Annotated in this window: 12 protein-coding genes and 1 pseudogene; 10 read left to right on the plus strand and 3 right to left on the minus strand. The window is 59.8% G+C overall.

The window, feature by feature from the left end:
* Positions 1–69: 69 nt before the first annotated feature.
* From PM3016_RS15855 to PM3016_RS15860, 3 genes are all read left to right on the plus strand, one after another.
* Positions 70–1,923 (plus strand): DUF6382 domain-containing protein, encoded by a 1,854-nt coding sequence (locus tag PM3016_RS15855; protein WP_014370122.1) that lies wholly within the window; start codon positions 70–72, stop codon positions 1,921–1,923.
* Positions 1,895–1,993, plus strand: coding sequence for a hypothetical protein (locus PM3016_RS41140; protein WP_337999626.1), 99 nt, complete (start codon positions 1,895–1,897; stop codon positions 1,991–1,993). The genes PM3016_RS15855 and PM3016_RS41140 overlap by 29 nt, the downstream gene beginning before the upstream one ends.
* 367 nt (positions 1,994–2,360) lie before the next feature.
* Entirely contained in the window at positions 2,361–2,651 is a 291-nt protein-coding gene (locus PM3016_RS15860) for a Dabb family protein (RefSeq protein WP_014370123.1), read from the plus strand.
* Between the two features lie 62 nt (positions 2,652–2,713).
* Here the strand turns inward: PM3016_RS15860 and PM3016_RS15865 are convergent, their stop codons facing one another.
* On the minus strand, positions 2,714–3,163 hold the full coding sequence (locus tag PM3016_RS15865) for a hypothetical protein (RefSeq protein ID WP_014370124.1): 450 nt from the start codon (positions 3,161–3,163) through the stop codon (positions 2,714–2,716).
* A 199-nt stretch (positions 3,164–3,362) separates the two neighbouring features.
* Positions 3,363–3,692 (minus strand): ASCH domain-containing protein, encoded by a 330-nt coding sequence (locus PM3016_RS15870; protein ID WP_013916677.1) that lies wholly within the window; start codon positions 3,690–3,692, stop codon positions 3,363–3,365.
* Between the two features lie 136 nt (positions 3,693–3,828).
* Here PM3016_RS15870 and PM3016_RS15875 point away from each other — a divergent pair.
* The 3 genes and pseudogenes from PM3016_RS15875 (at position 3,829) to PM3016_RS15885 (ending at position 8,605) form a co-directional block, all read left to right on the plus strand.
* Positions 3,829–4,843: pseudogene (locus PM3016_RS15875) on the plus strand (M42 family metallopeptidase).
* Positions 4,844–4,913: 70 nt separating this feature from the next.
* Positions 4,914–6,836: an ABC-F family ATP-binding cassette domain-containing protein gene (locus tag PM3016_RS15880; RefSeq protein WP_014370126.1), complete on the plus strand. Its 1,923-nt coding sequence runs from the start codon at positions 4,914–4,916 to the stop codon at positions 6,834–6,836.
* A gap of 155 nt (positions 6,837–6,991) precedes the next feature.
* A complete protein-coding gene (locus PM3016_RS15885) occupies positions 6,992–8,605 on the plus strand; it encodes an ABC-F family ATP-binding cassette domain-containing protein (RefSeq protein ID WP_013916680.1) in 1,614 nt (537 codons plus the stop codon).
* A 415-nt stretch (positions 8,606–9,020) separates the two neighbouring features.
* Here PM3016_RS15885 and PM3016_RS15890 read toward each other — a convergent pair whose 3' ends face one another.
* Positions 9,021–9,245: a hypothetical protein gene (locus tag PM3016_RS15890; RefSeq protein WP_013916681.1), complete on the minus strand. Its 225-nt coding sequence runs from the start codon at positions 9,243–9,245 to the stop codon at positions 9,021–9,023.
* Positions 9,246–9,354: 109 nt separating this feature from the next.
* Between PM3016_RS15890 and PM3016_RS15895 the strand changes: the two genes are divergently transcribed.
* From PM3016_RS15895 to PM3016_RS15910, 4 genes are all read left to right on the plus strand, one after another.
* Positions 9,355–9,675, plus strand: coding sequence for a thioredoxin family protein (locus tag PM3016_RS15895; protein WP_013916682.1), 321 nt, complete (start codon positions 9,355–9,357; stop codon positions 9,673–9,675).
* 55 nt (positions 9,676–9,730) lie between these two features.
* Entirely contained in the window at positions 9,731–10,114 is a 384-nt protein-coding gene (gene kapB / locus PM3016_RS15900) for a kinase-associated lipoprotein KapB (protein WP_014370127.1), read from the plus strand.
* A 92-nt stretch (positions 10,115–10,206) separates the two neighbouring features.
* Positions 10,207–11,613, plus strand: a complete 1,407-nt coding sequence (locus PM3016_RS15905; protein WP_014370128.1) for a sensor histidine kinase — start codon at positions 10,207–10,209, stop codon at positions 11,611–11,613.
* On the plus strand, positions 11,603–12,262 hold the full coding sequence (locus PM3016_RS15910) for a response regulator transcription factor (protein ID WP_013916685.1): 660 nt from the start codon (positions 11,603–11,605) through the stop codon (positions 12,260–12,262). Before PM3016_RS15905 ends, PM3016_RS15910 begins: the two co-directional genes overlap by 11 nt.
* Positions 12,263–12,307: the final 45 nt, after the last annotated feature.

Below are 12,307 nucleotides of genomic sequence, written 5' to 3' on the forward strand. Positions count from 1 at the left end.
GACGGGAACGGCCGGGGAGAGCAGTAACGACGATGAATGGAATAAGAACAGAAAAGGGGCTTACAAGTGATGAATGCCGTATTGTACGGACTGCAGGTCGATTATGTGAGCGAGCACGGGCACTTCATGGTGCTGAGCTCGGCGGAAGGGCTGCGGCAGGAGGATCTGTCCTCCTTCCAGCTCAGCATGCTGTCGGCCAACCGCATTCCGGGACTGCTCCCCCTCCAGCTGGAGAGCCGGGACGGGAGCGTACTGCTGTATTACACGATTACGGGCAAACGGATGCTCACCCATTGGCTGCGGTCGGGCAGACTGACGCTCCGCGAATACTACGGGCTGCTGCTGTCGATCGTGGAGGTGCTCGGCGACTCCATGGTCTACATGCTGCAGCCGGGCAGATACATGCTGCAGGAGGACTTCATTTACTGCGGCAGCGGGCTGCAGGACCTGCAGCTTACCTATGTGCCGGTGGAACGGCTGGAGGGTAAAGGCTCGGTTGCTGGAGATCTGAGGGAGCTGGCTTCGCGCTGGATCCACCGGGTGACCGAGCTGCAGGGCGGAGGATACCAGGAGCTGATGCGCTATCTGGAGCAGGAAGAAACGTTCTCGTTAGCCGAGCTGAAGCAGCTGCTGCTCCGTCAGGCGGGCTATCTGGAGGGAGTGCAGGGTCCCGCCGGAACGGAGATGACGCGGGGAGCGTTAGGAGAAGCGGAAGCGGCAGGAACGAGAGGGACCGCCATATCCGGAGGCCGGACACAGAGGAGCGGAGCCGACAACCGGACCGCTTACGATTACGGAACGCTGCGCAAGAACGACAAGGGGGCTGAAGCTTATTCGGCACCTGCAGCAGCTTCAAACCGAACTGCGGCTTTTCAGCGGACAGCCGAGCGGGAACACGAACCGGCCCCGGCCCCCCGTCCCTGGGGAGAGGAAGGCACCTTCAACGTACCGGACTGGCTCGGTCTGCAGGGCGAGGCGGCGAAGCCTTCGGCCCCTGGTGGTGCGGCCGCCCTGGAGGCGGACGGGAAGACACGGAGCAAAAAGCCGTTCTATGTCGCGATGATGACCGTCCTGGCGTGGGGCATGGTCTGGAAGCTGTATGCCGATTCGCCCGGCGAACCGAAGCTGTATCTGTGTACAGGAGCCACGCTCCTCATCGCTGCGGCGGCCCTGCTGGTGATCGGCCGGATGCGCAAAGCGGAGGAAGCCGCGCACGAATCCTTGTATCCGCCTCCGGAGGAGAGCGGGGGCCTTAGGCCATCCAAAGAGCCGAATGCCTTCCTGGAAGGGCTGGGGCTCAGCGCAGCCTCTGCTAACCGGAGTGCAGGCTCGCCCGGCACCGACGGATGGGGATCCAGACCGGGGGCGTCCGGGCTGACCGGGAACGGAGAGGAGTCGTTCGCATGGGAGCCGGAAGAGGCTGCAGGCTCCTTTACGGCATCCGGGGCCGCGGCTCCTTCAATAGGCGGCAGCCCATCTGCAGGAGCAGGCAGGCTGGTCGATGCCTATTTTGGCCCGGAGCCCTCTGCCGGTTCCCCTGCACAGGGCTCCTCATTCTTCGGGACAACCGCATCCTCTCCGGCACCCGTTCAGGGAGCGGATGATTTGGCGGGCCGAACGACGCTGCTCCGGCCGGCGGACGCCACGGTCTTCCTGGGCGGCAAGCCGGCCGGGAGGGAAGCGGAGGCGGCCGTTCCCTGTCTGGAGCTTGACCGCGCTGGAGAACTGGAACGCATCCGCCTGACGAAGGCGAGCTTCATCATCGGCCGGACCGGCGGCGAAGCGGACTGGGTGCACGACGAGATGGGGGTCTCCCGGCTTCATGCCGAGCTCGTACGGGGGGCAGACGGAAGCGTAGGCATCAAGGACCTCGGTTCGCGTCAACGGAACGACTGTGAACGGGGAGGCACTGGTCCCCTATAAGCTGCACGAGCTCAAAGAAGGCGACCGCATCCGGATCGTCACGACCGAATTTACGTATGTAACCGCATGACCCAGGGCCTCCCTGGGTTTTATTCACGTATTACGGGCCAACCGCGAGTTTTGTCCGCACACCGTCTTTGTCAGGAACGGCTTCCCTTGGCTTCTGCCGCCTATTGTAGAAAAGGGAACCGGAACAATGGTATAATAAAGCGTCCCACCTGTGTCCATCAGGTATACCTACAAAGGCAGGAGGATGCGGGTGACCGCAGGACATGTCCTTTCCTTGGGGAAGGAAGATCTTTGACCGGAGCCTGCTTCCGGAACGGAACTTACATACTTTTTGCAAAGAAACACGAAAGGGACCGGTGGAGCATCGCTCCCTTACCCTTGGCGGACAAGCCGCCGCCGCATACCCGAGATTAAAGGAGAAATGCATGATGCTGACGCATATCGTATTCTTCAAGCTGAAGGACCGCCAGCCCGAATCCGTCGAGGCCACGGCTGCCGTACTCCGCAATATGGAGGGCAAAATTGACGTGCTGCGCCATATCGAAGTGGGCATCGACGTCCTGCACCTGGACCGTTCTTACGATATCGCCCTGATCACGAAGTTCGACTCGGTCGAAGATCTGCAGGTGTATGCTGACCACCCGGTGCATGTGGAGGTCTTGGCCCATATGAAGCAGGTGCTGGACGGGACGAGCGTTTGCGTGGATTTCGTCTCGTAAAAAAGCGCCCTATAGAGGACGCTTCAGGTTTGTCGCGGTGAGGCAGGGACCGTTCCTCCGCTTCAGGAAGTGAGGAATGCGAACTGCGGCTTCGTAATCATCATCCACAGCATGATGAAGAGCACCGTCAGGTAGATGTACAGCGACCGCGTCAGCTTGCGCAGCAGGGGGGCCCGGTCGCTTCCTTCCTGGCGCAGCTTCCGGATCGTCGGGGAGAACGCCCGGGCCATGAACACCAGCGAGGCGACGAGCACCGCGAACGTGCCCAGGATCCACGGGGTATCCCAAGGCCAGCCGCCGAGCCACATCAGCAGTAGGCCGGAGCCCACAAGAACATGGCCGGTATGCTTCGACAAGCGGACGACAAAGTGGAAGGAATCCAGGAACGAGGCCTTGAGCGGACCTTCGGCCGTATGAAGCTTCCGCAGCATGGGGATGAGGACGAAGAACGGGCCGATGGAGACCATGGCCGACACGGCATGGATGAAGACGAGCAAATCGTACCAGAACATGGAGCAGTGCAACCTCCGCTAATCTTATCTCTTAGAGTAAAGCAAAAAACAGTGCAGCCGGCTCATCTGCTGGCGTCCCGGCTTACGGCGGGGCAGCCGCGGGCAGGGGAGCCTTGGCTACACTGTTTTTCTTGAAATTACATGGGGTGAGGCGGGCCGGAGGCTCGTTTCTCATTGAAGCGTCCGGAGCCGCTACCGATTATACTTCCCGGAATTCATGGACCCAGACGCGCATTTGCGGCATCCACGGCATCCCGGCGTGCATCGACATGATGTAGTTTTTGTACTCTTCGACGGAGGAATAGCCTTCGGCTTTGATGTTCTCGTCGGTCAGTTCGCCGAGGGACTGGGAGTATACGTTCGTCACTTCGAACTTGCGTCCCTGAAGCTCCATGATCTCGCCGATGTCGGCGTAACGGCCGTTGCGGCGTGTAGCGGTTTTCTCGCCGCTGAGCACTTTGGCAACGTCGGCATCTACGGTAACCATACGTTCAATACTGCATGTTTTCGGTGGCAAAGCTTCGGACATGGGGTGCAACCTCCTAGAATAATGTTCCAAATGTAGCTTACACGAATCAGGAATGAGAATCAAATAGAATCAAGGGAAGAGGGGGATCTCCTTGCCGCAAAACATAGACAAAGCGTACGTGCTCCGGATCCTCGAGATGCTGCTCGCAACGCCGAGCCCAAGCGGCTACTGCGCGGATGTGATGCGCAAGCTTGCGGAAGAAACGCGCCGGCTCGGATACGAAATGACGCTGACACCGAAGGGCTGCGGGATCATTACCGTGCCCGGCGCCGCGGAAGGCCGTGTGATCGGTCTGTCCGGACACGTCGATACGCTCGGCGCGATGGTCCGGTCCGTCAAGAGCAGCGGGATGCTGCGCTTTACATTAGTAGGCGGTTTTATGCTGGGAGCGGTGGAGAATGAATACTGCCGGGTGCATACACGTGACGGCCGCGTTTATGAAGGGACGATCCTGACGAACAAGCCGTCGGTCCATGTGTATCCGGATGCCAAGGAGCTCAAGCGTGAGGAGGCCGTCATGGAAATCCGTCTGGACGAGCAGGTGTCCTCGGCGGAGGATGTGCGTCGTCTTGGCATTGAAGTCGGAGACTTCGTCTCGTTCGATCCGCGGACGCGTGTGATGCCCAGCGGGTACGTGAAGTCCCGGCACCTGGACGATAAGGCTGGCGTGGCTGCGCTGTTCGGTCTCCTTGAGCTGCTGAAGCGGGAGTCGATCGTGCCTGCCTATACGCTTAAGCTGCTGATCTCCACTTATGAAGAAGTGGGGGCACGGTGCAGCGTGGATTCCGGAGGACATCACGGAGATGATCGCCGTCGACATGGGCGCCATGGGCGAGGACCTGCAGTGCACGGAGCTCGACGTATCGATCTGTGCGAAGGATTCCAGCGGCCCGTATGACTTCGCGATGACCACGAAGCTTGTGGAGCTGGCACGGCGCAGCGGCATCCGTCACGTCGTGGATATTTATCCGCAGTACGGTTCGGATGCGTCGGCCGCCCTCCGCGGAGGGAGCAATATCCGCGCGGCGCTGATCGGACCGGGCGTACATGCGTCCCACGCCATGGAGCGCACCCATATCGACGCGGTCATCGGCACGGCCTCCCTGCTCGCAGCGTATGCCGCGGACCCGGCGGAGCCGTATACGATATAGATCCGCACCGGGGCGGTGAATCTGCAGGGTCACCCCCGTCCCGGACACGGAAAGGAGCAGGAAGACATTCATGAACATACTGACGGTAGAAGGATTATATAAAAGCTACGGCGAGAAAGTGCTGTTCGACGGCATTCAGTTTCAGATTAACGAACGGGAGCGGATCGGGCTTGTCGGGGTCAACGGCACAGGCAAGTCGACGCTGCTGAAGATTATGGCGGGGGAAGAGCCGTTGGAGCAGGGCAAGCTCCTGCACTCCAATCACTTCCATGTGGAGTACCTGCCGCAAAATCCCGCGTTCGACGCCGAATCCACGGTGCTCGAGCAGGTGTTCTACGGCGACACGCCGCTGATGCAGGCGCTGCGGGAATACGAGTGGGCGCTGGCGGAGCTTGGGCTTGCGCCCGAGGACGAGAAGCGCCAGGCGAAGCTGTTCGCCGCCCAGCAGCGGATGGACGCGACCGGCGCCTGGGACGCCGCCACGACGGCGAAGACCGTGCTGACGCGCCTCGGCATCACGGACTTCGGACGCAAGGTCGGCACCTTGTCCGGCGGCCAGCGCAAGCGCGTCGCCATGGCACGGGTGCTGATCCAGCCGGCGGACCTGCTCATCCTCGACGAGCCGACGAACCACATCGACCATGAGACGGTCGAATGGCTCGAGGAGTTCCTCTCGAAGTGGAAGGGCGCGCTGCTGCTCGTCACCCACGACCGGTACTTCCTCGACCGGGTGACCAATCGTATATTCGAGCTCGACCGTGGCAAGCTGTACAGCTACGACGGCAATTACGCCGCCTTCCTTGAGAAAAAAGCGGATCGTCTGGAGCGCGAAGCGGCGGAAGAGGACAAACGGCAGAACCTGCTGCGTCGGGAGCTGGCGTGGCTGCGCCGGGGAGCCAAGGCGCGGACGACGAAGCAGAAGGCGCGGATCGACCGCGTCGTGGAGCTTCGCGACCGCAAGGTGGCCGGCCCGTCGGCACAGCTGGAGGTGTCGCTAGGAGCATCCCGTCTGGGCAAAAAAATCATGGAGATCGAGCATCTCTCGAAGAAATTCGAGGACCGGCGCATCGTCGAGGATTTCAGCTACATCGTGCTGCCGGAGGACCGGATCGGCATCATCGGACCGAACGGTACGGGGAAATCGACCTTCCTGAACCTGCTGGCCGGACGTCTGACGCCCGACAGCGGGATGATCGACACCGGCTCCACGGTGAAGCTTGCCTACTACACGCAGGAGAGCGTGGAGATGGACGACAAGCAGCGCGCGATCGACTATATCAAGGAAGCGGCGGAAGTGATCCGCACCTCCGACGGGGAGGCGATCACGGCCGCCCAGATGATGGAGCGGTTCCTGTTCACGCCGGCCCAGCAGTGGACGCCGATCGGCAAGCTCTCCGGCGGGGAGAAGCGGCGGCTGTACCTGCTTCGCACTCTGATGGGCGAGCCGAATGTGCTCCTGCTGGACGAGCCGACCAACGACCTCGATATCCAGACGCTGACCGTGCTGGAGGAATACCTCGATGATTATCCCGGCGTCGTCATTACGGTATCCCATGACCGGTACTTCCTCGACCGGACGGCGGACCATCTCTTCGTCTTCGAGGGCGAGGGGCGGGTGCGGCGGTTCTACGGGAATTACACGGAATACATGGATGCATTGAAGCTCGAGCGGCAGGCCGAAGCTGAGGCCAAGAAGGCGGAGAAGCCGGCACCGAAGACCGAAGCGCCGCAAGCCGCCCGGAGCGATGCGGGCCGTGCGAAGAAGCTGTCGTACAAGGAACAGAAGGAATGGGACGAGATCGAAGACAAGATCGCTGGACTTGAGGAGCGCCTCGCCAAGATCAAATCCGAGATCGAGAAGGCGGGAAGCGACTACGGCCGCGTCCAGGATCTGTTCCGGGAGGAGCAGGACGTGAGCGCCGAGCTGGAGGCGACGATGGACCGCTGGACGGAGCTGTCGGAGCTGGTGGAGAGCATCGCATCAGGCAAGTAAGCTGCAGGGAGGCCGGCGGTCCCCCTGAAAAAAATATAGGAAGCCGCGCCGTTTCCGCTTGGGGATGGTGCCCCTCCTGTGCTATAATATACGTTTGAGAGCACATGAAGGAAGAAAAGCTTCAGTCTATGGAAGAAAGTGGGTATCAATAGTTTATGATTACGGTTTCGGGTGTTACCCTGAGATACGGCAAGCGCGCCTTGTTTGAGGATGTCAATATCAAATTTACGCCGGGCAACTGCTACGGCCTGATCGGTGCGAACGGCGCCGGCAAATCCACGTTCCTGAAGATTTTGTCCGGTGAGCTTGAGCCGAACAAAGGGGACGTGAGCATCACGCCAGGCGAGCGGATGGCGGTGCTGAAGCAGAACCATTTCGAATACGACGAGATGGAAGTGCTGAAGACCGTGGTGAAGGGCCATGCACGCCTGTTTGAAATTATGGAAGAGAAGGACGCCCTCTACGCCAAAGCGGACTTCTCCGAGGAAGACGGCATGCGCGCGGCGGAGCTTGAAGGCGAGTTCCAGGAGCTCGACGGCTGGCAGGCGGAGTCCGATGCGGCGGAACTCCTGATCGGTCTTGGCATCGGCAAGGATCTGCATGATCTCAAGATGAAGGAGCTCGACGGAAACCAGAAGGTCCGCGTCCTCCTGGCGCAGGCGCTTTTCGGCAACCCGAATATTCTGCTGCTTGACGAGCCGACGAACCACTTGGACATCGAATCGATCAACTGGCTCGAGCACTTCCTCTCCCGCTTTGAAGGCACCGTTATCGTCGTATCCCACGACCGTCACTTCCTGAACCAGGTGTGTACGCATATCGCGGATATCGACTTCGGCAAAATCCAGATGTATGTGGGCAACTACGACTTCTGGTACGAGTCCAGCCAGCTGGCTACGAAGCTGCAGCGCGAGGCCAACAAGAAGACCGAGGAGAAGCGCAAGGAACTCGAGGAGTTTATCCGCCGGTTCAGCGCCAACGCCTCCAAGTCGAAGCAGGCGACCTCCCGGAAGAAGCAGCTCGAGAAGCTTACGCTCGAGGACATCAAGCCGTCTACGCGTAAATACCCGTTCATCAAGTTCCAGCCGGAGCGCGAAGCGGGCAAGCAGATTCTGACGGTAGACAAACTGACGAAGACGGTTGACGGCGAGAAGCTGCTTAACAATATCTCGTTCACCGTGAACAAAGGCGACAAGATCGCGCTCGTCGGCCCGAACGGCATCGCGAAGACGACGCTGTTCCAGGTCCTGATGGGCGAGCTCGAAGCCGACTCCGGCGAATACAGCTGGGGCGTAACGACGACCCAGGCGTACTTCCCGAAGGAGAACTCCGCTTACTTCAACAGCGACGAGACGCTCGTCGACTGGCTGCGCAAATATTCGAAGGACCAGGACGAATCGTACCTCCGCGGCTTCCTTGGCCGCATGCTGTTCTCCGGCGAAGAAGCGCTGAAGAAAGCCAGCGTTCTCTCCGGGGGCGAGAAGGTGCGCTGCATGCTCTCCAAGATGATGATGAGCGGCGCCAACGTTCTGCTGCTTGACGAGCCGACGAACCACTTGGATCTCGAATCCATCACGGCGCTGAACAACGGCATGATCGATTTTGACGGCACGATGCTGTTCGTCTCCCATGACCATCAGTTCATCCAGACGGTGGCCAACCGGATCATGGAGATCACGCCGAACGGTCTGATCGACAAGGTCATCTCCTATGACGAGTATCTGGAGAACGAAGACATCAAGAAGCAGCGCGAGGCGCTCTACGCCTAATCCGGGCAGGGGGAGGGAGGGACGCGGACGGAGACCGCGTTCCTTCCGCTTCCACCGCTCAGTCACCTGTAGGAGATGGTGAGGATGGGCAGTGCCGGTCTCCTCAAGGATGTAACTGAGTGGAGTACGGTGGAAGAGGCACGTCTTGGCGGGGAACTTGCTTAACCGATGGAGATCAACGCCTATGCCGTCCTTTCTGGGACGATGCGTGTTTATTACACATATCAGACGGCAGAAACGAGCATGTGCGAGTTATACTTTCTGATATTTTTAAAAAAGGATGAGCCGCAGCCCCTGGGGCTTACGCTCATCCTTCTTTTGTTGGTAAGCTTGATCATTCGGCTTGATGGCAGCCGCGGGCGGAACGAGATCAAAGGATCCCGCCGAACCGAGCCGCTGGACGTCAGACCGGGACCTAGCTGCCGCCCGTACGACGGCGCTGGTTGTTCGGCTTCTTGTTGTTCTGGCTGCGCATCACGGCGTCATTGCCTGCACGCATGCCTCCGCCGAGCTTGCCGTCCTTCTGGTCCTGCTTCTTCTGGGCGAGCTTGTTCTTGATCGCATCAGCCAGGGAGACCTTGCGCGGCTCCGAAGATTCGCCTGCCCCTGCGTTTACGGATTCATTGTTTTGTTCTGTCATGTCTATTACCACCTGCCCTATGCTTGAATAGTACCATTTTACCGGATTTGCCCATACAGAAGCAACAGGGGCAGCCAAACAAACAAAGGAACGGAAGGAAGGGGAGCTTATGGGGCTGCCGGAGTGGAGCGAGACGCTCCTGCTCAGCGATACGCCCTTCGGAAAGGGTCCAAGGTACGTGTATGTGTATTCGCCCCTCTGCGGCACCTGCCGTGTCGGGATGCGGATGCTCGAAGTGGCTGCCGCGGCCGACCCGGGCCGCAACATCGGGATTTGCAACATCAACCTGACGCGGGAGCTGGCGGGACGCTGGCAGATTGAGAGCGTTCCGTGCCTTGTCCATCTTGAAGGCGGACAAGTGAGTCGCAAGCTGTACCGTCTCGGATCGGTCGCCGACCTGCTGGGATGGATCCGGGGATCGTCCCTGTGAACGAAGCGGAAACTGAATATATGCGGCATATTCATACTAAAGGAGCGGATCGGATATGGAGCAGTTCGATGTAACGACAGCGGGTACGCTGGTCAGAGCCTCGTACAAGACGGGGGAGTATATCGGTGAAACGGTTGAGGTCTCCCCAAGCGGCAAGATTGCAGTGAAAATCCTGGCGGTCGTGAAGCACCCGACGCAGGGCGACCTGCACAACCCGATGGAAGCGGATGTGGCGTTCTTCCATCAGCGCCGGGCGCTGGCCTTCCAGGAGATCGCGCTGATGCCGTCCCACACGGTGAAGCCTTACACCGGAACGGTGCCGGAGTACCGAACCTCACTGCTCGCTGCGCTGGAAGCCCAGCGACAGGAACTGCAGGGAACGGTCCGGTGGGCCCAGCGCTGCCTCGAGGAGCTGGAAGCACTGGCCCGGGAATATTGATCCGGGTGACGGAGGGCCGGCAGATCGGAGATTAGATTGATCATCCTTCTTCCAGGCCGGCCGGATGCACCCTCAGAAACGGAAGTGGTTCCATGCTGTTCGTGCTCATCGGCCTCTGGACAATCGGCCTGCTGCTTATCGTGACCGATCCTAAGCGCATGACGACGCGCTGGATCTCCTCGATCGCATTCACCGGAGGCTGCGGCGGGCTGTCGGCCGTCATTGCGGACGACCTGTTCCCGCTGTTCTATGCGAAGGGGTGGCTGACCTCGAATGTGGCGCCTCTCCTCACACAGGCTGAGATTTTCTCCTCACTGACGTGTTATTACGGCCTGCCGTATACGTTCGTCATGTTCAGTATCGTGTATTTCCCGGACTATCCGTACTGGTCCTGGCAGCGCAAACGCTGGCTGCCGTATGTGCTGCTGCTGCCGCCGGTGCTCTCCTTCGCCTTCGATGCGCCGCCCGATGCCCCGATCCCTTACAGCTACGTCCTGTTCTGGGCGGTGCCTTATATCCTGGGCGGGATCTACCTGCTGACCGCCGGCACCTGGAAGGAGCGCAATTCGTTCCTGCGGCGCAGCCGGCTGCTGACGACCGCCGCGGCGGCGCCTACGCTCTTTTTTGCCTTATTCACGCTGTATGTGCTTCCGGCGCTCTTCGGGGAGTATGAATGGTGGAGGTACAACCCCGGGATCATCGCGTTCACGATTGCCGTGATCGTAGGCTCTTCGTTCCGCTACGGTTTCATGGGCCTGCAGATCTCGATTCAGAACCAGAAGCTCGATTATACGCTGCGTGCGATCACCTCCGGGACCTCGATTCTTAATCACGCGATCAAGAACGATGTGGGCAAAATCCGTCTCTTCGGGGATAAGATCAAATCGGACGCGGAGCGCGGAACGGCCGATCCGGAGAATTTGATGCGGGACGTGGAGGTCATTCTCGCCGCTTCCCAGCACATCTATGACATGATCTACCGCATCCAGGGCCAGACCCAGGAAGTGGAGCTCGTCATGGAGGAATTCGAGCCCGAGCGGATTCTGAGGCAGTGCCTGGACATGCTTGCGCCGGAGACGCAGGGCGTTCTGGTCGAGGAGCAGTATCTCTACCGGGGGACAATGACCGGGGACCGGGCACAGCTCACGGAGGTGTGGACCAATGTGCTCACCAATGCGATCGAAGCGATGCCCGGCGGCGGAAAACTGACGGTGCGGCTGAGCGAGACGAAGCGCAAGCTGGTCGTGGAGATCAAGGACAGCGGGCTCGGAATGGAAAAGCATCAGCTCAAGCGGGTGTTCGATCCGTTCTACACGACGAAGAGCGGCAAAAAATTAAATTTCGGCTTGGGCCTGTCCTACTGTTATACTATTGTCATGAAGCATAAAGGCACCATGAACATCCACAGCAAACCGGGACAGGGAACGAGCGTGTTTATGCAGTTCCCCCGGCGGGCGGCTGCGGAGAGCCGGAAGGGAGCGAGTGAGAATGGACAATAACCGCATTCGCGTGGTCATCGTGGAGGATGATCCCGATTGGCTGCGCGGCCTGCAGAGCTACCTGCAGAAAGAAGGGGACATCGAGGTCGTCGGAACCGCTTCCTCAGGGGAGGCGGGCGTCGAGCTGCTCGAGCGGGTGGAAGCCGATGTCGTGCTCATGGACATCATGATGTCCGACAGCCCGGAGGGACTGTGGGCGGCCGCAGAGATCGTCAAGTGCAGCGGTGCCCGTGTCGTCATGCTCTCTTCGATGGAGGAGAAGGAGATGATCTTCGAGGCGTTCAAAGCCGGTGCCGTCGATTATATGGTGAAATCGAATTTTACCGAGATTCCGGCGACGATCCGCAGCGCGTATGCGAACCGCAGCGCGATTCATCCGAGTGTAGCGGCTCAGATGCGTGAGGAGTTCCGGCGGCTGAAGCAGCTGGAGCACGAGGTACGGGTGAGGGAGCTCAAGAATCTGCTGACGCCAACCGAGATCCAGGTGCTCGATCTGATCGAGAAAGGCCATACGCAGACCCAGATCGCCGATAAGTTCGTCGTGTCGATCCGCACCATCAAGGTGCACGTGGGCAACATCCTCAAGAAGCTCGGCGGCAAGAGCTCCAAGGAAGCGGCCCAGAAGGCCAAAGATATGGGCATCTTATAGAAGCTGTGGTATAGTTATAAGCAGTTTTGGCATGACCAGGAAGCC

The sequence above is a fragment of the Paenibacillus mucilaginosus 3016 genome (assembly GCF_000250655.1).
Classification (GTDB): domain Bacteria; phylum Bacillota; class Bacilli; order Paenibacillales; family NBRC-103111; genus Paenibacillus_G; species Paenibacillus_G mucilaginosus.